The sequence below is a fragment of the Xanthomonas sp. WHRI 10207 genome (genome assembly GCF_040202975.1).
GTDB lineage: Bacteria > Pseudomonadota > Gammaproteobacteria > Xanthomonadales > Xanthomonadaceae > Xanthomonas.
This window is the reverse complement of sequence record NZ_JBEGDX010000002.1, coordinates 738,641-758,679: the sequence shown is the minus strand read 5'-3', so window position 1 is coordinate 758,679 and position 20,039 is coordinate 738,641. Positions and strand designations below refer to the sequence as shown.

The 20,039-nt window shown below is 67.2% G+C and carries 17 protein-coding genes, 2 other RNA genes and 1 riboswitch; of the genes, 13 read left to right on the top strand and 6 right to left on the bottom strand.

What is annotated here, in order from left to right:
• The first annotated feature begins 47 nt into the window (after positions 1 to 47).
• The 13 genes from ABQU90_RS08880 (at position 48) to ABQU90_RS08820 (ending at position 12,538) form a co-directional block, all read left to right on the top strand.
• A non-coding RNA gene (locus ABQU90_RS08880) (sX9 sRNA) lies at positions 48 to 124 on the top strand.
• A gap of 708 nt (positions 125 to 832) precedes the next feature.
• Positions 833 to 1,058, top strand: a riboswitch (cobalamin riboswitch).
• 115 nt (positions 1,059 to 1,173) lie between these two features.
• On the top strand, positions 1,174 to 3,051 hold the full coding sequence (gene btuB, locus ABQU90_RS08875) for a TonB-dependent vitamin B12 receptor (RefSeq protein WP_323522361.1): 1,878 nt from the start codon (positions 1,174 to 1,176) through the stop codon (positions 3,049 to 3,051).
• Positions 3,052 to 3,298: 247 nt separating this feature from the next.
• A complete protein-coding gene (locus ABQU90_RS08870; RefSeq protein ID WP_323522362.1) occupies positions 3,299 to 3,892 on the top strand; it encodes a hypothetical protein in 594 nt (197 codons plus the stop codon).
• Positions 3,889 to 4,500, top strand: a complete 612-nt coding sequence (locus ABQU90_RS08865) for a hypothetical protein (RefSeq protein WP_323522363.1) — start codon at positions 3,889 to 3,891, stop codon at positions 4,498 to 4,500. Before ABQU90_RS08870 ends, ABQU90_RS08865 begins: the two co-directional genes overlap by 4 nt.
• The gene (gene cobO / locus ABQU90_RS08860) at positions 4,497 to 5,108 is read left to right on the top strand and encodes a cob(I)yrinic acid a,c-diamide adenosyltransferase (RefSeq protein WP_323522364.1); all 612 of its coding nucleotides are present in this window, start codon (positions 4,497 to 4,499) and stop codon (positions 5,106 to 5,108) included. The genes ABQU90_RS08865 and cobO overlap by 4 nt, the downstream gene beginning before the upstream one ends.
• Before the next feature lie 72 nt (positions 5,109 to 5,180).
• A complete protein-coding gene (gene cbiB, locus ABQU90_RS08855) occupies positions 5,181 to 6,095 on the top strand; it encodes an adenosylcobinamide-phosphate synthase CbiB (protein ID WP_323522365.1) in 915 nt (304 codons plus the stop codon).
• A gap of 84 nt (positions 6,096 to 6,179) precedes the next feature.
• Positions 6,180 to 7,163 (top strand): threonine-phosphate decarboxylase CobD, encoded by a 984-nt coding sequence (cobD, locus tag ABQU90_RS08850; RefSeq protein ID WP_323522366.1) that lies wholly within the window; start codon positions 6,180 to 6,182, stop codon positions 7,161 to 7,163.
• Positions 7,160 to 8,635 (top strand): cobyric acid synthase, encoded by a 1,476-nt coding sequence (locus ABQU90_RS08845; RefSeq protein ID WP_323522367.1) that lies wholly within the window; start codon positions 7,160 to 7,162, stop codon positions 8,633 to 8,635. Before cobD ends, ABQU90_RS08845 begins: the two co-directional genes overlap by 4 nt.
• Positions 8,623 to 9,144: a bifunctional adenosylcobinamide kinase/adenosylcobinamide-phosphate guanylyltransferase gene (cobU, locus tag ABQU90_RS08840; protein ID WP_323522368.1), complete on the top strand. Its 522-nt coding sequence runs from the start codon at positions 8,623 to 8,625 to the stop codon at positions 9,142 to 9,144. Before ABQU90_RS08845 ends, cobU begins: the two co-directional genes overlap by 13 nt.
• Entirely contained in the window at positions 9,141 to 10,187 is a 1,047-nt protein-coding gene (gene cobT / locus ABQU90_RS08835) for a nicotinate-nucleotide--dimethylbenzimidazole phosphoribosyltransferase (RefSeq protein WP_115562687.1), read from the top strand. Before cobU ends, cobT begins: the two co-directional genes overlap by 4 nt.
• Positions 10,184 to 10,798: a histidine phosphatase family protein gene (locus tag ABQU90_RS08830; protein ID WP_323522369.1), complete on the top strand. Its 615-nt coding sequence runs from the start codon at positions 10,184 to 10,186 to the stop codon at positions 10,796 to 10,798. The genes cobT and ABQU90_RS08830 overlap by 4 nt, the downstream gene beginning before the upstream one ends.
• On the top strand, positions 10,795 to 11,529 hold the full coding sequence (locus ABQU90_RS08825) for an adenosylcobinamide-GDP ribazoletransferase (protein ID WP_323522370.1): 735 nt from the start codon (positions 10,795 to 10,797) through the stop codon (positions 11,527 to 11,529). The genes ABQU90_RS08830 and ABQU90_RS08825 overlap by 4 nt, the downstream gene beginning before the upstream one ends.
• Positions 11,530 to 11,632: 103 nt before the next feature.
• A complete protein-coding gene (locus tag ABQU90_RS08820) occupies positions 11,633 to 12,538 on the top strand; it encodes an AraC family transcriptional regulator (RefSeq protein ID WP_323522371.1) in 906 nt (301 codons plus the stop codon).
• A 119-nt stretch (positions 12,539 to 12,657) separates the two neighbouring features.
• Here ABQU90_RS08820 and ABQU90_RS08815 read toward each other — a convergent pair.
• The 6 genes from ABQU90_RS08815 to ABQU90_RS08790 form a co-directional block, all read right to left on the bottom strand.
• Positions 12,658 to 12,733, bottom strand: a non-coding RNA gene (locus ABQU90_RS08815) — sX9 sRNA.
• Between the two features lie 61 nt (positions 12,734 to 12,794).
• The gene (locus ABQU90_RS08810; protein ID WP_323522372.1) at positions 12,795 to 13,991 is read right to left on the bottom strand and encodes a type III PLP-dependent enzyme; all 1,197 of its coding nucleotides are present in this window, start codon (positions 13,989 to 13,991) and stop codon (positions 12,795 to 12,797) included.
• Entirely contained in the window at positions 13,988 to 15,757 is a 1,770-nt protein-coding gene (locus tag ABQU90_RS08805; RefSeq protein ID WP_323522373.1) for an IucA/IucC family protein, read from the bottom strand. Before ABQU90_RS08805 ends, ABQU90_RS08810 begins: the two co-directional genes overlap by 4 nt.
• Positions 15,735 to 16,919 (bottom strand): MFS transporter, encoded by a 1,185-nt coding sequence (locus tag ABQU90_RS08800; RefSeq protein WP_323522374.1) that lies wholly within the window; start codon positions 16,917 to 16,919, stop codon positions 15,735 to 15,737. Before ABQU90_RS08800 ends, ABQU90_RS08805 begins: the two co-directional genes overlap by 23 nt.
• Positions 16,916 to 18,718 (bottom strand): IucA/IucC family protein, encoded by a 1,803-nt coding sequence (locus ABQU90_RS08795; RefSeq protein WP_323522375.1) that lies wholly within the window; start codon positions 18,716 to 18,718, stop codon positions 16,916 to 16,918. The genes ABQU90_RS08800 and ABQU90_RS08795 overlap by 4 nt, the downstream gene beginning before the upstream one ends.
• Entirely contained in the window at positions 18,715 to 19,941 is a 1,227-nt protein-coding gene (locus ABQU90_RS08790) for a siderophore biosynthesis protein PvsA (protein ID WP_323522376.1), read from the bottom strand. Before ABQU90_RS08790 ends, ABQU90_RS08795 begins: the two co-directional genes overlap by 4 nt.
• Between the last annotated feature and the right edge of the window lie 98 nt (positions 19,942 to 20,039).

Genomic DNA, 20,039 nt, shown 5'->3' with positions numbered 1-20,039 from the left:
CCGACTGTGCTCACCGCAAGGCGAGCGCGGCCGGTACTCGGTGCGGCATGGTCCACTCATACACTCCGGTTCTGAGCGCGCCATCCGCACTCACCTGACGACTGCTCGCTACGTTTTGTTGGCCACTCTTGGAACAGCGCTCCCGTCGGATACCAAGGCGCGGCGTGCGCGCCACCGTCGCACGTGTCTTGGGGCGCTCGTACTGCTAGCGCGGAGCGGGGTTGGGCTGGGTATGGCAAAGCACGGTGCCCGCCGGTACTGGCTTCGGTAAGGGCGGCAGCGCGGCTGGGGATCGGCTCTTCGGCTCGGTCAGACATCCTGTCTGACTCGCCGCCGCGGCACATCCTTGTGCCGCTCTCCGCCAATCCCCAGCCGCGCTGCCGCCTCGTGACGTCGCTTCCATGACCCGGACATCTTGAACACGCCAATGACGCTTGGCTTGAAGCCCTTCTGCCGCCCGGAACGGCTCGCCCCTCTCCCGTCGGGGCGAGGAGGAACAGCTTGCGCGCGATGGGCGCGGGTGGCCTTGGAGCGCACGCGCCGCAAGCGCAAGCGTGGGCTGGGGCGCGGAGCGGGGGGAGGGATCGCGGGCTCAATTACGGGGGCGAAGCCCACGCATATGTGCGAGATCAAGCTCGGTGGCGGACATACAAGTAATCCCAGCATGCTGCTTCCACACATGGCATGAGGCTGCGCTCCGTCCCCTCATCCAGCGCTGCGCGCCACCTTCTCCCGATGGGAGAAGCAATCAGTAGTCACACCATCCCGGCGCGTGGCGACGCGCTGCGCTTGGCCGGTCGCACCAGACCGCTGAGGCGCCAGCCAATCCTGCTACCATGCGCGCCCCTGAGGTGACTGCCGGCTGGCCGGTGGTTTAAACGGGAATCCGGTGCGCGCATCGCCTTGGGCGAGTCGCAATTCCGGAGCTGCCCCCGCAACGGTGGGCGAGACAAGGGTCTGCACGTCACGCCACTGTGCTTTGCATGGGAAGGCGCAGACCCGGGAAGCATCCGCTTCCGCTCGCAAGCCCGGAGACCGGCCTGAGGGATTGACCCGGCACGCGGTGGGCGTGGCCTTGCGCGTCCGATGCTGCTGCGTCGGGCGGCTGGCCCGTTGCTGCGTGTCGCCCCATTGCCCCCGCGCGGGTCGGCGCGGTTTCAGGAGCAGCAGTAGATGTCCCTTTCTTCCGTTTTGCCGCGTCGCGCCGTGTTGGCCGCGGGGTTGTCGCTGTGCGTGATCAATCTCGCCCAGGCCGAAGCCGCCATCGATCTCGACGAAGTGGTGGTCACCGCTTCGCGGACCGCGCAGACCCAGGACCAGACGCTGGCGCCGGTCACGGTGATCGACCGCGCGCAGATCGAGCGCCGCCAGATCAATTCGCTGCAGGACCTGCTGCGTGGCGAAGCCGGGGTGTCGCTGGCCAATAACGGCGGTCCGGGTAAGGCGACCTCGTTGTTCCTGCGCGGCACCGAATCGGATCATCTGGTGGTGCTGATCGACGGCGTGCGCATCGGCTCGGCCACCGCCGGCGGTGCGGCGTTACAGGATCTGCCGATCGAGCAGATCGAGCGCATCGAGATCGTGCGCGGGCCGTTTTCCAGCCTGTATGGCTCCGAAGCATTGGGCGGCGTGATCCAGATCTTTACCCGTCGCCCGCAAGGCCGCTTCGTGCCGACGCTGAGCGTGGCGGCCGGCAGCGACAATGCGCGCCGTTATGGCGCCGGTGTCGCCGGACGCAGCCAGGGCGATCTGAGCGAAACCGGCGGCTGGTATTCGGTCAACGCCGTGCATGACGAAACCGATGGCATCAATGCGTATCTGGACACCCGCTCCAGTGCTTACGATCCGGACCGCGACGGTTACCGCAACGATTCGCTGAGCGCGCAGGGCGGCTGGCGCTTCAATCGGCAGTGGGATGCGGACGTGCACGCCTTGCGCGCGCAAAGTCGCAACGAATACGACGGCTCGGCTTTCGGCGGCAATCTGTCCAAGGGCGTGCAGCAGGCCGTGGGCGGGCGCGTGCGCTATGCGCCCAGCGATGCGCTGACGTTCACCGCCAGCCTGGGCAGCAGCGCCGATTTCAGCGACGCGTATTACGAGGGTGCGTATCTGTCGACCTACGACACACGCCGCAAGCAGGGCTCGCTGCAGGCCGATGTCAACACCGGGCCGGGCCTGCTCACGGTCGGTTTCGACTGGCAGCGCGACGCCATCGCCAGCAGCGACACCTACGACGCCGATAGCCGCATCGACCGCGCCGCATTTGCGCAGTGGCAGCAGAGCTTCGGCAGCCAGTCGCTGCAGGCCAGCCTGCGTCGCAACGACAACAGCCAGTTCGGTGGCAAGACCACAGGCAGCCTGTTGTGGGGCTGGGACTTCGCCGAGCATTTGCGCGTGACCGCCAGCTACGGCACTGCGTTCAAGGCGCCCACCTTCAACGAGTTGTACTACCCGGATTACGGCAATCCGTTGCTGGGGCCGGAGACCTCCAAGAGCGCCGAGCTGGGGCTGCGCGGCAACTACGACTGGGGCACCTGGACGCTCAATGCCTTCCAGACCCGCATCGACGATCTGATCGCTTACGACGCCTCGCTGGTGGATGCCAGCCATCCGTTCGGGCAGCCGAACAACATCGACCAGGCGCGCATTCGCGGCGTGGAAGCGGGCTACGACACCCAGCTGGCTGGCTGGACCGTGCGCAGCGCGCTGACCTGGCTACAGCCGCAGGCCGATGGCGATGTCAATCACGGCAACTGGTTGCCGCGGCGTGCGCGGCAGAGCGGGCGCATCGATGCCGACCGCAGCTTCGGTGCCTTCAGCATCGGCACCAGCCTGTTCGGTTCCGGCAAGCGTTACGACGATCTGGCCAACACCGAGCGGCTGGCCGGCTACGGCCTGCTGGATCTGCGCGTGAGCTATGCGATCGACGCGGACTGGAAGGTGCAGTTCACCGCAAACAATGTCTTCGACCGCCAGTACGAGACCGCACGCTGGTATGCGCAGCCGGGGCGCAATTATCTGCTCACCTTCCGCTACCAGGCGGCGCAGTAACGCGCGGCAGCCGATGGCATGTGCGATGGCGGGATGCATGCGGCCGATAGCGACCGGCCGCAGCATCGCGCAACTCTTCGCACTGGTGGCAGTGCGTCGCTCCAACGCACCACTGAGCAATCGGCTGCAGCCGGACCGCCAGTGACCCGGCAGCATCAGCAGCAATGTGCCACTCGTACACTGCAGCATCTCCCGTTTGCCTGTCTCCACTGCTAGCGCATCTGCGTCTGTACTCGAAGGAACACCGATGACCCCGCTCTCCCGTCCTGCCGAACGCGCTGTCTTCATCAGCTTGATGCTGGTGATGACTGCCACCCGCTTCCATCACGTCAGCGACTGGCTGCATCTGCCGGATGCGTCGATGGCGGTGTTCTTTCTGGGTGGTCTGGCAGTGCGACGGCATGCTTTTTTTGTCGCCCTGCTGGTGTTGTCGGTGGCGATCGATTGGGCCGCGGTCACCGTGGCCGGTGTCAGCGACTTCTGCATCACCGCCGCCTACGCGGCGCTGCCGCTGGCGTACGGGGTGCTGTGGTACGCCGGCCGGGCCTATCACGGGCGCCTTCGCCCGGATGCAAGGTCGATGTGTATTGCCTGGGCGCTGGGCACCTTGGCCGCTGTGGTGTCGTTCCTGATCTCCAACGGCGCGTTCTACTGGTGGGGCGGGCGCTATGCCGAGCCGCATTGGACGCAGTATCTGCAGCGCGTAGCGCAGTGGGGCCCGTTGTTCGTGCGCACCACCGCGCTGTATCTGGCGGTTGCGCTTGCCGGTGCGTGGTGTGTATTGCGCTGGCGTGCCGCGCGCACCGCGGCGCCGTTATCGGCCCCGCTGGAGCGGTCATGACGATTGCGCGGCAAACGCGCACGCCGGCACGCGCGCCACTGCAAGGCACCGCCGCATGGATGTGCGGTAGCGCGCTGGTGCTGTTGATGGTGTGCACGCGCGGCGAGCATTTCGCCAGCGTGGATGCATTGCCCAGCGCATCGTGGGCGGTGTTTTTTCTGGCCGGTGCCTTGCTGCGCCCGCGGTGGATGCTGCCACTGCTGTTCGGAGTGGCGTCTGCGCTGGATCTGATCGGCCTGGTCTCCGGCAGCATCAGCGATTGGTGTCTGTCGCCGGCCTATTGGGCGCTGGCGTTGGCGTATGCGGCATTGTGGTTGGGTGGGCGCGTGTATGCCTTGCAGCTGCACCGCGACGTGTGGCGCGATGCGGCCCGCCTGCTGTGCGTAGTGCTGCTCAGCGGCAGCCTGGCGTATCTGCTCTCCAAGGGCGGCTTCTACTTTTTGTCCGGCCGTTATCCGCAGGCCACGCTGGGCGGTTTTTTCGCGCGCGTGCCTGACTATTATCCGCACGCACTCGGCACGCTGGCAGGCTATGTCGGCGCCGCTTTCGCGCTGCTGGCTGTACTACGTGGCATCGCCACACGTCACCCGATTGGAGCAAGCGCATGAGCACCCCCGAACACGACGACGCGCATTACCGCGAACGCGCACAGCGCAAGAAGGAGCTGGTAGACCGACGCATCGCACGCGCGGTCATCGACCGTGGCGTGTTGCTGGTCAATACCGGCAACGGCAAGGGCAAGAGTTCGTCCGGCTTCGGCATGCTGGCGCGTTCGCTCGGGCATGGCCTGTACTGCGGCGTGGTGCAATTCATCAAGGGCACGTTTTCCACCGGCGAAGAAGCGTTTTTCCGCCGCTTTCCGGATCTGCTCGACTACCACGTGATGGGCGAAGGCTTTACCTGGGAAACCCAGGACCGTGCACTCGATATCGCCGCTGCGCAGGCCGCCTGGCAACTGGCGCGCGGCATGCTGGCCGACCCGCGCTACGACTTTGTGCTGCTGGACGAACTCAATATCGCCCTGGTCAAGGACTACATCGCGCTGGACGAGGTGCTCACGGCCGTGGCCGCGCGCCCGCCCGGACAGCATGTGGTGATCACCGGGCGCGGTGCGCCGGCCGGGTTGATCGAGGTTGCCGACACTGTCACCGAGATGCGCCTGATCAAGCATGCCTTCAACGCCGGCATCAAGGCGCAGCTCGGCATCGAGTTGTAGACATGACCGCGCGCGTGCAATTGCCTGCAGCTGCATCGGCGTGTGTCCTGTCATGACGCAGGGCGGCCCACCATGGCGCTGGTGATTGCCACGGCCGCCGTGCTGCTGGACCTGCTGCTAGGCGAACCGCGGCGCGCGCATCCGCTGGTGCTGTTCGGCCACTGGGCACAGCGCGTGGAAGCACGCCTGTACCGCGATCGTCGCGGTGCAGGCGTGCTCGCCTGGTGCACGACGGTGCTGCCATGGACGCTCCTGGCAGCCGCGTTGCAAGCGCTGCTGTGGTGGTGGTCGGCGTGGGCGGCAACTGTCTTTGCCGCCGTCATGCTGTACCTGGCGCTGGGATTGCGCAGCCTGGGCGAACATGCGCAGCCGGTGATCGACGCATTGCAGGCCGACGACCTGGCAGCGGCACGTCTGGCCGTGGGCCGCATCGTCAGCCGCGACACCGCCGCGCTCGATGCCACGCAGGTTGCCGCCGCGGCGACCGAGTCGGTGCTGGAAAACGGCAGCGATGCGGTGTTTGCCGCGCTGTTTTGGGGTGTCTTGCTCGGCGCGCCGGGCGCAGTGCTGTATCGGCTGTCCAATACGCTGGATGCGATGTGGGGCTATCGCACGCCGCGCTACGCCAACTTCGGCTGCACTGCGGCGCGTATCGACGATGTGCTCAATTGGCTGCCCGCGCGCCTCACCGCCGTGACGTACGCGCTGCTCGGCCGCAGCCATACCGGCATGCGCTGCGCCTGGCAGCAGGGGCGCGGCTGGAAGAGCCCCAATGCCGGCCCGGTGATGGCGGCAGGTGCCGGCGCGCTGCAGGTGCAACTGGGTGGGCCAGCGCCGTACCACGGCCACTGGCAAACACGGCCGCAGCTGGGCGAGGGCATGCCGGCCAGCGCCGGCAGCGTGCGCCGTGCGCTGCTGCTGGTGCGTGCCGGGGTGCTGCTGTGGTTGTTGCTCGGTGCACTGGCGTTGGCGCTGGTGACGCCATGACCGGCCACAACTCCCTTGCGCGCAGGCGCTGCGTCGACCATCAGCAATCTCTGTGCAGTCACGCACCATCTCGTGGAGTCGCTCATGCTTGAACACGGAGGCCGGTTGCGCCGCGCCGCGCAGACCTACGGGATTGCGTTGTCGCACTGGCTGGATCTGTCCACCGGGGTGAGTCCGTTCGCTTGGCCCGTGCCTGCCATCCCGGAGCAGGCGTGGCAGCGCCTGCCGGAAGACGACGATGGTCTGGCCGAGAGCGCCGCAGCCTATTACGGCGCGCCGCACGTATTGCCGGTCGCCGGTTCGCAGGCGGCGATTCAGGCCTTGCCGCTGTTGCGCAGCCGCAGCCGGGTGGGCGTGCTGGCGCCGGGGTATGCCGAACATACGCACGCGTGGCGACGCGCCGGCCACACCGTCGTGCCGCTGCCGGCGGGGCCGTTGCTGCAGACGGCGGAGACCTTCGATGTGGTGGTGCTGATCCATCCCAATAACCCAGGCGCAGAGACCTTCGATCGCGAAGTGCTGTTGCAGCTGCATGCGCGTCTGGCAGCACGCGGCGGTTGGTTGGTGATCGACGAAGCTTTCATGGATGCCACGCCGCACGACAGCGTGTGCGCGCAGACGCCGCAGCCTGGCTTGATCGTGCTGCGCTCGGTCGGCAAGTTCTTCGGCATGGCCGGTGCGCGGGCCGGGTTTGTGTGCGCGCAGCCGCAGCTGCTGGATGCACTGCGCGAGCAGTTGGGGCCATGGACGGTGAGCGGCCCCACCCGCTGGGCGCTGCAGCAGGCGTTGGCAGATACCCAGTGGCACGCGCAGGCCCGCGAACGCCTGCATGGGGCATCGCAACGGCTTGCGCAGCTGCTGCGCGGCCACGCGATCACACCCACCGCAGGCACTGCGTTTTTCCAATGGTGTCGGCGCGACGATGCGGTGGTGTTGCATGCGGCGCTGGCGCAACGCGGCATCCTGACCCGCCTGTTCGATACCCCGGCCAGCCTGCGCTTCGGCCTGCCGCCCGATGCGGCCGCCGAAGCACGCCTGGATGCGGCACTGGGCGAGGTGTTGGCGTGAGCGCACGCGTGTTGATGGTGCAGGGCTGCACCTCCGATGCCGGCAAGAGCACGCTGGTGGCCGCGCTATGCCGCTGGTTGCATCGCCAGGGTGTGGCGGTGGCACCGTTCAAGCCGCAGAACATGGCGCTGAACTCGGCGGTCACCGTCGATGGTGGCGAGATCGGTCGCGCGCAAGCGGTGCAGGCGCAAGCCTGCGGGCTGGAGCCGCACACCGACTTCAACCCGGTGTTGCTCAAACCCAATAGCGACACCGGGGCGCAGGTGATCGTGCATGGGCACCCGGTCGCCACGCTGGATGCGGTGGGCTACCACGCTTACAAGGCCACCGCGCTTGCCGCGGTGTTGGCCTCGCACGCACGGCTGGTCGAGCGTTTCGAGGTGGTGCTGGTGGAAGGCGCCGGCAGCCCGGCGGAGATCAATCTGCGCGCCAACGATATCGCCAACATGGGCTATGCCGAGGCAGTGGATTGCGCAGTGATCCTGATTGCCGACATCGACCGTGGCGGCGTGTTCGCGCATCTGGTCGGCACCTTGGCCTTGCTGGCGGAGAGCGAACGCGCACGCGTTGCCGGGTTTGTCATCAACCGCTTTCGTGGCGATCTGGCGCTGTTGCAACCGGGTCTGGACTGGCTGGAGCGCGAGACCGGCAAGCCAGTGCTCGGCGTGTTGCCGTATCTGCACGGCCTGCAGCTGGAGGCCGAAGATGCGCTGCCACGGCAGGCGCTGCACAAGCCGCACGCGCAGCTGCGCGTGGTGGTGCCGGTGCTGCCGCGGATCAGCAACCACACCGATTTCGATGCCTTGCTGGCGCATCCGCAGGTGGATGTTCAACTGGTCGGCCCGGGCCAGATGCCACCGCCCTGCGACCTGATCGTGCTGCCGGGCAGCAAGGCGACCTGCCAGGATCTGCAGTGGCTACGCGCGCATGGCTGGGACACCGCCATCGCACGCCACCTGCGTTATGGCGGCAAGCTGCTCGGGATCTGCGGCGGCCTGCAGATGCTGGGCGAGCAGATCCACGACCCCGATGGCATCGAAGGCCCGGCCGGCAGCAGTGCCGGGTTGGGCTGGCTGGCACTGGACACGCAGTTGCACCAGCACAAGCACTTGCATCGCGTACACGGGCGGCTGGCGCTGGGCGATGCGGCTGCCAGCGGCTATGAAATTCACTGCGGAATCAGCACCGGCGCTGCGTTGGCGCGGCCGCTGGTGCAACTGGACGATGGCCGCAGCGATGGCGCCATCTCCGACGACGGCCAGGTGCTGGGCACCTATCTGCACGGCATCTTCGATCACCCGCAGGCACTGGCCGCGTTACTCGCATGGGCCGGCCTGGCGCAGGCAACGCCGCTGGATCTGGCTGCGTTGCGCGAGGCCACGCTCGACCGTCTTGCCGATGCGGTGCACACGCATTTAGACACCGCCGTGCTGACGCGGCTCACCAGCAAGGAGCCGGCATGCGGCAATTGATTCTGGGTGGCGCGCGCTCGGGCAAGAGCGCACTGGCCGAACGCCTCGCCGCCAGCGCGGCCGAGCACGTGTGCTATGTGGCCACCGCGCAGGCATTCGATGACGAAATGCAGCAACGCATCGCCCATCACCGCAGCCAGCGCCCGCCGCATTGGCAGTGCGTGGAAGAACCCATTGCATTGGCCGCGACGCTGCAGGCGCTGGCCGCACCCGATCGCTGCGTGTTGGTCGATTGCCTGACGCTGTGGCTGAGCAACTTGCTGGGCCACCCGGATGCGGGCGCGTTTGCGCGCGAACGCGACGCACTGCTCGCAACGCTGCCGCAGTTGCCTGGGCAGATCGTACTGGTCAGCAACGAAGTGGGGCAGGGCATCGTGCCACTGGGCGAACTCACGCGTCGTTTCGTCGACGAAGCCGGCCGGCTGCATCAGGCATTGGCGCTACAGTGCGAGCGTGTGGTGTTTGTCGTGGCGGGTTTGCCGATGGTGTTGAAGGGAGAACAGCTGTGAGTAGCGACTGGATCTTTGCCGCATGCGCAGTGCCGGATGCGCGCGTGCGCGCGGCTGCGCTGGAACGGCAGGAACAACTGACCAAACCGCCCGGCGCATTGGGCCGGCTGGAGCAACTGGCCGTGCAGTTGGCGGCCTGGCAGCGCAACGCGCAGCCGACCGTGCAGCGCGTGTGGATTGCGGTGTACGCGGCCGACCATGGCGTTGCCGCCGAAGGCGTGTCGGCGTTTCCGCAGGCGGTCACCGGCGAGATGGTGCGCAATTTCGCACGCGGCGGTGCGGCCATTGCGGTGTTGGCGCGCGAACTCGGTGCGCGTCTGGAAGTGGTGAACCTGGGCGTGGTCAACGACCCCGGCGAGTTGCCGCGCGTACGTCGCGCCTGGATCGCACCCTCCAGCGCCAACATCTGCGAGCAACCGGCAATGACGCCCAGCCAGTTGCGCGACGCGCTGGCCGCCGGTGCGGAGAGCATCGCGCAGGCCAAAAGTTGCGACACGCAGTTGTTTGTCGGCGGTGAAATGGGCATCGGCAACACCACCGCCGCTGCCGCATTAGGCTGCGCGCTGTTGTCGCAGTTTCCGCAGGCGATGGCCGGCGCCGGCACCGGCCTGGATGCCGAAGGCATCGCGCACAAGGCAACGGTGATCAGCCGCGCATTGGCCTTGCACGCCGACGCCGCCACGCCGCTGGAACGGTTGCGCCGGCTCGGCGGGTTCGAGATCGCCGCCCTGGTCGGCGCGTATATCGCCGCCGCGCAGGCCGGCATTCCGGTGCTGGTAGATGGCTTCATCACCACCGCTGCGGCGCTGGTGGCCACTCGTCTGAATCCCGGTGTGCGCGAATGGCTGCTGTTCGGACATCGCTCACAGGAGCGCGGCCACGCCGCCTTGCTACGCGCCCTGGATGCCGAGCCGTTGCTGCAACTGGACCTGCGTCTGGGCGAAGCCAGCGGCGCAGCGGTGGCGATTCCACTGCTGCGCAGTGCCTGCGCCTTGCACAACGGCATGGCCACTTTTGCCGAAGCGGGAGTGTCAGACGCATGAGCACGCAGATCACCTTGCTGCGGCACGGCGACACCGGGCAGCGCAGCTATCGCGGCCAGCTCGACGACCCGCTCACCGAGCTGGGTTGGCAGCAATTGCGCGCGGCCACCGCCGAGGGCGAATGGGAGGTGGTGGTGTCGTCCACCTTGCAGCGCTGCGCAGCCTTCGCTACTGAACTGGCCGACGCGCGCGGCTTGCCGCTGCAGCTGGACGCACGGCTGCGTGAGTATCACTTTGGCCGCTGGCAAGGCGTGCCGGTGGCCGAGATCGATCGCGACGAAGGCGAAGCGCTTGGCCGCTTCTGGGCCGACCCGCTGCGCCACCCGCCGCCGCAGGCAGAACCGTTCGAGGCGTTCTGTGCGCGGCTCGCCGCGGCGCTGGATGCGGTGGTCGCCACCTACCCGGCGCGTCGCGTGCTGGTGGTCACCCATGGCGGTGCCATCCGTGCAGTGCACTGCATGGTGGCCGGCAACGGATTCGGCCGCATGACCGAGCTGGCGGTGCCGCACGCCTCGCTGCATCCGCTGGCCTGGCCACCGGCCAACGGCGTTGCCGCAGCGCTGCCATCTGTGCCGGCAGCAGCACCGCAGTCTGCACACGACGCCGGATGATCGATGGGCTGCTCGCGGCGATCGGATTCCTGACCCGCATTCCGGTGCCCGGTGCGGTGTTCGCCCGGGCGGGCGTGCAGACACGTTCGTTGCCGTGGTATCCGGCGGTCGGTCTGCTGCTCGGTGGGGTGCTGTGTGGCCTGGCGTGGTGCCTGCGCGATGTCGCGCCACTGCTGGGCGCGGCATTGCTGTTGAGCGCATGGACCTGGCTGACCGGCGCCCTGCACCTGGACGGGCTGGCCGACATGACCGACGCCTGGGTCGGCGGCATGGGCGACCGCGCACGCACGCTGGCGATCATGAAAGACCCCACCAGCGGACCGATGGCAGTGACCGCCGTGGTGCTGGTCTTGCTGCTCAAATGCGCCGCACTGGCCACATTGCTGCCGCACGCACCGGGTGCGCTGTGGCTGGCGCCGTTGCTGTCACGTGCCGCGGTAGTGGCGGCGTTCTTGACCACGCCATATGTGCGCGCTGTCGGCATTGGCAGTGCGCTGGTCGCCGCACCACGCACAAGCTTGTGGCTGGCGTTGATACTGGCGACCATGGTCTGCATCGCTGCCGGTATGGCGATCGCGGCTCTGTGCCTCGGCACTGCCGCAGTGGTCTTCGTTCTATGGCGCCGCGCCTGCATGCAGCGCCTGGACGGCATGACGGGCGATACCTGCGGCGCGCTGGTGGAACTGACCGAAACCGCGGTGCTGGTGATGCTGGCGGTGTGGCTGGGTTGAGCCGCACGCTGTCCAATGGGGTGCAACATTCCGCAAGATCGGGACCGCGCCGGCACGCGATGCAGTCGATGCTGATGCCGTCACCAGGGAGCCAACACCATGCATGCAGCAGACTCAGCAGTTAGCAGTTAGCAGTTGGCAACGCTGCGTGGAGCGCGTCATCGCGCATCTGCAGGCCAGCATTCGCAACGGCGCCGCATTGCCGGATCTGGCCGAATTGGCAGGCATCGCGCACCAGTCGCCGTATCACTTCCATCGGGTCTATCGCGCCCTGACCGGTGAGGCCGTGGGCCACACCGTGGCACGCTTGCGGTTGAGTCAAGCCCTGCATCTGTTGGGCAGCGACGATGCGTCGGTGACCGAGGTCGCGCTCGCAGTCGGTTACCAGACACCTCAGGCGCTGGCGCGTGCCTGCCGCAGCGCACTGCAGGCCAGTCCCACCGTCTTGCGCTCGGCGCCCGCATTGCGTGCCAGCAAGCTGCAGCAGTTATCGACGCCGGCAACGTTGGCAAACAGCCCGTCAGCACCGCTGCAGGTTAGCGTGCAGACGCTGGAGCCATTCGAATTGGTGGTGCTACGCAAGCGCGGCGCGTTCGACGACCTGGATCGCGGCTTCGGCCGGATTGTGGCCTGGGCGGCGCGCGCCGGCATCGTCGACAGCCTGCAGTGTCTGGTGGGATTGCCGCTGAGCGATCACCGCGACGTTCCGGCGCACGCGCATCTGTTCGAATGCGGTGTGGGCTTCGACGCAGTGGTCATGCCAGCAGCGCCGCTGCAGTTGCGCCGTCTTGATGGTGGACCGCACGCTGTCCTACGCCACGTGGGTTCGTATGCCGCGCTGGAAGATGCGCTGGACCAGCTATTGGCCGCCTGGCTGCCCGGCAGCGGCTACCTGCTGCGCGATGCACCGCTGCATTACCTGTATCTGGACGATCCGGAAGAAACACCCGAAGCGATTCTGCGCGCCGATATTCGGGTGCCGGTGGCGGCGATCGAAAAGCGTGGTTGAAGTGACGGACGCAGTGCCGCACGCGTAGCTGAGTTGCGGAGCGATTGTGCAAGCTGTTGCCTGCGCGCGAAACATCTGCACGCGCAGGGCCTACATACTCGCTGAGTCGCCTTCAGAGCGGCCAACAAAACGGAGCGAGCAGTCGTCAGATGGGTGTGGACGGTGCGGAGGAACCGGAGTGTACGCGTGGTCCATGCTGCACCGATCATCGGCCGCGCCCGCCCGGCGGTGAGCACAGTCCTTTTGTTAGGTGCTTTCAGTCGATCGACGGCAAAAACACCCGCTGCGGCGGCGGATGCATCAGGAACTGCTGGTGCGAAATATTCCAGGCGTACGCGCCGGCCAGCGGAAACGCGAGGCAGTCGCCCGGGGCCAGTGCGGCGACGGGTTGGTTGCGCGCCAGCACGTCCTTGGGCGTGCAGAGCTGGCCGACCAAGGTCACCGGGGTGTCGCTGATGACCGGCGCGTGCGTCCCGCGCAGTACGCGGAATGGGTGGTCGTGCGCTTGCGCGGCCGGTGTGCGGAAGTGATGGGTGCCGCCGCGGGCGATCGCAAACCAATCGCCGTGGCTGCGCTTGAGATCCAGCACCTCCATCAGGTACCAACCGCAGCTGGCGCTGACGTAGCGGCCCGGTTCCAGGCGCAGACGCAGCGCACTGCCGTGTTCGTGCAGCAACGCGGGCAGCCCGGCGCAGAAACCGGCCCAGTCGAAGGAGGACTCCGGCGCCAGATAATCCACGCCGAAGCCGCCGCCTGCATTGACCCGCAACGGCCCGAGCGCATAGGTCTGCCGCCATTGCTGCACGGTGCGCAAGTACGCAGCAACCAGATGCAGTTGCGCGCCGGCATCGCGTTGATGCGACATCAGATGGAAATGAAAGCCCTCCAGTCGCAGCGACGGACTGACACTTAGTAGCTGCATGGCAGCGTCCAGGTCCTGCGGGTCCAGGCCGAATGGCGAGGGCTGCCCGCCCATCATCAACCGCGTGCTCTGGGCGCCGGGCACGGCGATGTTCATGCGCAGAAACACCGGGACGCAGCGGCCGGCGTTTGCCGCGATGGCGGCCAGCCGTTGCAGCTCGCCGATGCTTTCCACGTGCACGGTGCAGTCGGGCAGGGCAGCGGCCTGGGCCAGCTCGCTGTCGAGTTTCCCCGGCCCGCCAAACAGCAGCGCTGCCCGCGGTTGCTGCGCGTGCAGCCAGGCCAGTTCGCCACCGGACGCGGCTTCAAAGCCATCCACATGCGGAGCGAGCGTCTGCAGGATCTGCGGTTCTGCATTGGCTTTTGCCGCATAGAACAGCTCGCACTGCGCCGGCAGCTGCGCGCGCATCCAGGCCGCATGCGCGTGCAGTGCGGCCAAATCGTACAGGTACGCGCAAAGCGGGCCATCGCTGCTCGCCCGTAGCTGCGGCAGCGCGTGGATCACTGCGGCGGTGTCGATGCGCAGGCTCATGCGGCCACCTGCCGCGCGGTGGCGATGTGTGCAATCGGGTTGGGTAATGGGGTGTAGTCGGACTGACGATCGGCCCGTTGCAGCAGGCGCGTGCCGAGATTGTTCTTGCCCGGCAGTGGGGCGCCGTCGATCAGGCCTTGCAGCGCCGGCTGCGCGCCATGGCGTTGTTGCCAGCGTGCGGCGAGCTCGCCCACGCACTGCCACAGCCGCACTTCCAGCACGCCATCGCCTTCGGTCAGATGGAAGATGGCTTCCGCCAGATTGTTCACCAGCGCGCAGTAGGCAACGCGGTTCCAGCCTTGTTCCGGCGTGTAGTACAGCGATTGCCGCGCACGTTCGCCCACACCCTGCAAGCGGCTTTCCGGCCAATGGTGGGCCAGCAGCTTGGTGCCTTCCAGGTCGCGAATCCACACGCGCGTCGGCCAGCCGTCGGCAAAGCCGATCACGGTGTTCTGCAGATGCGGTTCCAGCGCGATGCCATGCTGGAACAGCGCGCTCCACACGCCATCCAACAACAGGGCTGCATAGGCGCGGAACCACAGCAGCGTGGCGGCGTGGCGGTCCCTCTGTGCGCTGCTCAGCGCCTGCAAGCGCTGGGCACACGCGCTGTTGCCCTGCGCATCGCAGGTAAACAGGGCGGCGGCCACCTGCGGCTGCCAACGTGCGCGTTGCGCAGCAGGAATGGTCTTGCGATACAGGATGCCGAAACTTTCGGACAACGCACGTGCGGCCTGCGGGTCGGCATCGTGCAGGGCGCGGTCGATCTGCGCGACATCCAGCGACGTGGCCGCGGGCTCCAGCATCACGTCGAAGCCCGGTACCTGCGCCGCCAGTGCCTGCCAGCTGGGCGCCAGCAGGTCGGTCAGCGCGACCGCACTTTCCAGTTCGTACCACGCATTCTTGCGGACGCAATTGGTCAGCCGCACATGCACCGAGCACTTGAGAAAGTAATCCAGCTGCGGGTGATACAGCGTCCGCACCGATGACGTTGGCCGTAGTGCGTCGCCGTGCAGGCCGACCGGCGTGATCCATCCGCGCGCTTGCAAGGTGCGCAGTAACGGGTCGTCGAGCAGGCGTTGCGCCTCCCACGGATGGCAGGGGTAGAGATCGTCGCTGCCGGACAGCTGCCTCAGGCTGGCGCGCACGTCCTTGCCTTGCACGCGCAGCAGGCGTGAGTCGATACGGAACCAGAACAACTGAAATTCCGCACGCGCTTCCGGTGCACAGGCGAGCACGTGGTCAAGCGCCACGCCTTCGCGGCTTTTCGGTGTGGGATGCAGCGCGTGTCCCCACAGCATTGATTGCTCGGCATCGATCATCGCATCGCCGGTGGGTGCGGTGCGGTGTGCCTGGCGCAACATCGCCGCAGTGATCGCCACGCTGTTGGCGCTTTGCGCAAGCAGCTCCGGATTGACCGCCTGCGTGCTGCCCAGCGATTGCAGCAGGCAGCGCGCCAACGCATGCGCGTCGAGCGCGTGCCACGGTTGGCCGGCACTTTTGAGAAACGGTGTGGACGCGAAGCGGCAGCGGCCCAAACGGTCTGCGTAGGCAATGCGCACGCACACCGCGCCGCTATCGCCCAGGTCGATGCGCAGCCAACGTTGCTCGGCCATGCGCGGCCCAGGGCGATCCAGCCCGCGGTAATCGAAATCGGCTGCGCGTTGCGGGATGGCAAACTCGCGCAGGTAGCAGTTCAACCAGCAACTGCAGGCCTGTGCATCGGCCATGCTGTCGTACCAGGGGTCATGCATCGTGTGCAGCGACATCGGCAGTTCTCCTTGAAGGAAAGCGCACCGCAACGGTGAGCGCAGCGCCAGCCGCAGCCACGGCAGCGGCCAGGAAAGGAAGAGCGGGGCCGGCGGCCTGGGCCAGCGCACCGGCTGCGGCGCCAGCGGCCACGCCGGCCCACTTGCCACAGGCATCGAAACGGCCGAACAGGCGGCCAGCGCCGTGGCCGCTGGCGACCAGCGCCAGGCTGCGATTGAGCCCGCGCAGGCCGAACAACATGCCAACGCCGAACAGCAGCCGCGCCACCGCCAGCGCGACGGCGTCGTGCAACAGCGCCTGCCATAGGCAGGCCAGCGCAAACAGCAGCAGCCCCGGGATCAGCCATGCCTCGCCATCGCCGCGCCGCCACCACGGCAACACGACCAGATAGACCAGATGCGGCAGGCTGTAGAGCAGGCCGGCAAGCGCGTCGTGACCGGCGCCGCGTGCAAGCGCGTAGGGAATGAAATACGGAAACGTCACCACCATCGCGAAGCAGAACAGAAACTGCGCGAGCAACAAGGCCGGCCACAACGATGCTGTGGTGGGCAGAGGGCGTGTTGCAGGTTCGGTAGCTGATGACGTCGTCGCAGATGCACGTGGACGCGCGTTGGGCTGATCCGCCGGCAACCGCCAGGTCAATGCAAAGGCAAGCAATGGCAGCAACGCGAGCGCGCGGTAGAGCGACTGCGCCGGACCCAAGGCGAGGGCCAGCCCCAGCAACGCCGGTGCGCTGACCATCGCCAGCCGCGCCGAATACTGCGTCCAGTCCAGTGCGCGCGCCAAGGGGCCGGCCTGCGGTTGGCTGGCCAGATATGCATTGGCTGCCGCCAGCGAGCCCCCGCAGGTGCCTTGCACGATCAGGCCGATCACCAGCCAGGTCAGCGAGGGTGCGAAGCCGGCAATCGCAAAGCCCAATGCCAGCCCCAGTTGCGCGCGCAGCAACGAGCGTTTGCGTCCGTAGCGGTCGGCCAGTCGCCCCCAGGTACTCGCCGTCAACGCTGTGCACAAGGTGGGCAACACATACAGCACGCCGCTCCAGCCCACCGCCGCGGTGGGCGCCAATTCGGCCAGAACTTGCGGCAGAAACAGCGGCATACCCAGGGCGGTGAAGGCCGCCAGATAGTGGGCCGCCAGCACCGGGGCGAGGATGCGTTTCATCGCTGACCACCGGCATGGCGACGCGGCTGCGGCTGTGTGTGCGCAAACGTGGTGCCGAACGGATTGGGCGCGCTGTCGCCGTAGAACTTGTTGATATCGGTCGCACCGGTGAGCTGCTTGCTGAGCAGGCTGCCGGCGCTGAGCAGGTACTTCACCGGCAACCGTGGTGCGGCCAGCAGGCGCCGCGCGGGCGCGGTGTCGATGCCATCGGCATCCAGCGTTGACAGCGTCTGCACAACCTGGTCCTGCAGTTGCGCAGCCAGCGGCGCGCGCAAAGCCGGCTGCCAGTCGGCCAGACCTTCGAGGATCGCCTGCAGATCCAGTTGCAGCACGATGGTGCAAAACATCTGCGCCAGCGCGTGTGTCTCGTTCACCGCGATCCGTGCGTCCTGCAGCGCGCCCAGGGTCTCGATGTCCGGCAGCTGCGCGCGCAATTGCGGCATGGCGATCCGCGCGGCGTCGTTGTCCTTCATCAACAGGCGCGTGGGCTGGCCGTGCGCATAGACCAGCACGCTGTTCTGTTGATTGGCTTCCAGCGCTATGCCGTAGCGCAGCCACAGACGCAGATGCACTGCCAGCAACAGTTCGGTGTATTCGCGCCACCAGGCCTGCACGTCGCCGTGCGCGAACCGGTCGGCCAGATGCAGTGCCAGCGGCCGGCCATCGGGCATCGGCGCGCATAGCGCGGCCACCGGGACCAGCGTGGCGGCGTCCAGCGGCGGATAACGCCGCACCAGATAGGCCAGATGCCGGGTGTCGCCGACATGCCCGCCATGGGACTCGTCGACGAACACGCAACGTCCCTGCAATGCGGGGTCGTGCGCGTCGATACGGCGTAGCGCGCGCTCCAGCCAGTGCCCGTCGTATAGCGTAGAAGGTTTGATCAGGCGCAGATTCAATGCGCCCAGCGTGCGCATCGGGATCGGCAGCTTGAGATGCAGATGCGGATGCTGCAGCGGCACCAGCGTGCGCACCGACAGGGTGGGGCGCACTTCCAGCCAGGCCTGCGGTGCGCGCAACGTCCCGGGTGGAAGCGCGAAGCCCGGCTGTTCCAGACGCTCCCAAACCAGCGGATGCACCGGCCAGGCGATGTGCGTCGCGGCGAGCGCGGGCGGCAGGCCCAGGGTAGCGAAGTCCGGCCATAACGCCTCTGGCGGCGCGCTGGTGCAACTGGCCAGTGCACGCGGAATCGCCAGCCAGCGCAGCGCGAAGGTAGGCGCAAACTCCGGTGCGTAGTGGCGCAGTTCGTCTGCGTCCAGGCCGGCTTTGGCACGTGCGGTGGGGTAGAACGGATGATCGCGGTAGCTGGCCAGCTGGTCGCAGCGGTACGCGCGTTCGGCGGCATCGTCATGCTGCAGCGCCTTGGCCAATGCGGGCGCCTGCGCGGCATAGGCCTGTTGCGCAAGACCACGGTGCGCGGCGGCGCACTCGGCTTCGTCGGCGTAGGCACGGTGCAGTTCCTGCGTTTCCACATCCAGTTCGGCACTCATGCGTTGCAGCCATGCGCGCGCGCCCTGTTCGACATACGCAGCCTCGGAACCCTGCACGATCCAGCGATCGCCGCAGGCGCTGATGTCCTGCAGCACGCCGTGGCGATGGATCGGCAACCACAGCGTGCCGTTGGGCAGATGCGCGATGCGCCACCAGCCGTCCACCGGGCTGGGGTCGGTCCACGCGGCCAATACGCTCGCGTCGGGCGTGGCTGGCGTGCCACGGCTGACGATCGCGCGCAGGTCCTCGCGCAGGCAGGCATCGATGATGCGGGTGGCGATGTAGCGCTGGTCGGCGGTGCTGCTCATGCGCGCACCTGCGCGTTATCGATGCGCCAATGCAGGCCCGCTTCGGCATGCACCACGGCCTGTTGCAGCGCCTGTGCATCGCTGGCCACGGCGCTCAACACGCCCAGGTAATCCTTGTTGGAATGGCTCAGCTGGATGCGTTCGCCCGGTGCACGCATGCGCCGGTACTGCACGTCGCTGTGCGCATCGTGATGACGGCGGTCTTCGCTGGCGGTGACCAGCTCGCCGTCGCGCTCGGCCACGTAATAGCGCAGCAAGGCATGCGCGCGGTCGCTGCGCAGCTGCGGCAACGGTTGGCCCAGATGCGGCGCCAGCGCAGCGTTGAACCATTGCCCGCCGAACATGCCGTCGAGCAGAAACTCGCGGCGGTCGCCGATGCTGCGGTAGTTGATCTCCACCAGCACCGGGCCATCGGCGGTGAGGATGAATTCGCTATGGCATAGCCCAAATCCGACGCCGAAGGCGCGCAGCTGCTGCAGTGCCTGCGCAATCACCGGCGTTTGTACATGCGCATCCCACTGGGCTTCGCATTCGACAAAATGCGGCGGTGGCGACAGCCGCACCTTGAAACCGCCGATGGCGTGCAGCGTGTGCCCATCGCCCAGCGTTTCCAGCGTGAACAGCGGTCCGTGCAACATGCCTTCCAGCAACACGGTGCGCTGCGGGTGGCGTTGCCACAGATCGTCCAGATAGCTTTGCAATTGCGCAGCATCGGCGCAGTGGCGTACATCCAGGCTGGCCACGCCTTCGCGCGGCTTGGCCACTACCGGCCAGGGGATATCCGTTGGCACTGCGGCGCCCGACGTCAGCGTGCAGAACCACGGGCAGGGCAGGCCGCGTGCACGCAGGCGTTGCCGCATCTCCGCCTTGTTCTTGGCGGCGTAACACACCTGCCAGTCCTTGCCCGGCAGCCCAAAGCCGGCGGCCACCAGTGCGGTGCTGGTCTGCAGATGATCGCTGTTGCTGAAGACCGCGCGCGGCGCAATGCCGGCGTCATGCAGAACATCCAGCACGCCCAGCGGATTGAAGACATCGCATTCGATCACCCGCTGCGGCGCTTGCGCAGGGTGGTCGCGGAAATGGGCCAGGTGATCGAGGCGATGGTCGGTCAGCAACCACACCGGAACGCCTTGCGCGTGCGCGGCCGGCAAAAAGCCGTCGGTGATGGCCGGGTGGCAGACATGGGTGAGGATCACCAACGGTGCAGCGGATGTCGCAGTCATGGCAGTTCTCGTTCGACAGGGCGGTGGGAAAACCGGTACTGAAACGGGCTGCCTGGCGCCATGATCGGCGTTGGGTGGCCTGCGATGCAGTGATCGCA

Bases quoted from the DNA above. Each gene is read 5' to 3' on its own strand.
- cobU (WP_323522368.1), top strand. From the start codon at position 8,623: ATGCGGCAATTGATTCTGGGTGGCGCGCGCTCGGGCAAGAGCGCACTG.
- ABQU90_RS08870 (WP_323522362.1), top strand. From the start codon at position 3,299: ATGACCCCGCTCTCCCGTCCTGCCGAACGCGCTGTCTTCATCAGCTTG.
- ABQU90_RS08865 (WP_323522363.1), top strand. From the start codon at position 3,889: ATGACGATTGCGCGGCAAACGCGCACGCCGGCACGCGCGCCACTGCAA.
- cobD (WP_323522366.1), top strand. From the start codon at position 6,180: ATGCTTGAACACGGAGGCCGGTTGCGCCGCGCCGCGCAGACCTACGGG.
- ABQU90_RS08805 (WP_323522373.1), bottom strand. From the start codon at position 15,757: ATGTCGCTGCACACGATGCATGACCCCTGGTACGACAGCATGGCCGAT.
- ABQU90_RS08795 (WP_323522375.1), bottom strand. From the start codon at position 18,718: ATGAGCAGCACCGCCGACCAGCGCTACATCGCCACCCGCATCATCGAT.
- ABQU90_RS08790 (WP_323522376.1), bottom strand. From the start codon at position 19,941: ATGACTGCGACATCCGCTGCACCGTTGGTGATCCTCACCCATGTCTGC.
- cobO (WP_323522364.1), top strand. From the start codon at position 4,497: ATGAGCACCCCCGAACACGACGACGCGCATTACCGCGAACGCGCACAG.
- ABQU90_RS08800 (WP_323522374.1), bottom strand. From the start codon at position 16,919: ATGAAACGCATCCTCGCCCCGGTGCTGGCGGCCCACTATCTGGCGGCC.
- ABQU90_RS08820 (WP_323522371.1), top strand. From the start codon at position 11,633: ATGCAGCAGACTCAGCAGTTAGCAGTTAGCAGTTGGCAACGCTGCGTG.
- btuB (WP_323522361.1), top strand. From the start codon at position 1,174: ATGTCCCTTTCTTCCGTTTTGCCGCGTCGCGCCGTGTTGGCCGCGGGG.
- ABQU90_RS08825 (WP_323522370.1), top strand. From the start codon at position 10,795: ATGATCGATGGGCTGCTCGCGGCGATCGGATTCCTGACCCGCATTCCG.
- ABQU90_RS08830 (WP_323522369.1), top strand. From the start codon at position 10,184: ATGAGCACGCAGATCACCTTGCTGCGGCACGGCGACACCGGGCAGCGC.
- cbiB (WP_323522365.1), top strand. From the start codon at position 5,181: ATGGCGCTGGTGATTGCCACGGCCGCCGTGCTGCTGGACCTGCTGCTA.
- ABQU90_RS08810 (WP_323522372.1), bottom strand. From the start codon at position 13,991: ATGAGCCTGCGCATCGACACCGCCGCAGTGATCCACGCGCTGCCGCAG.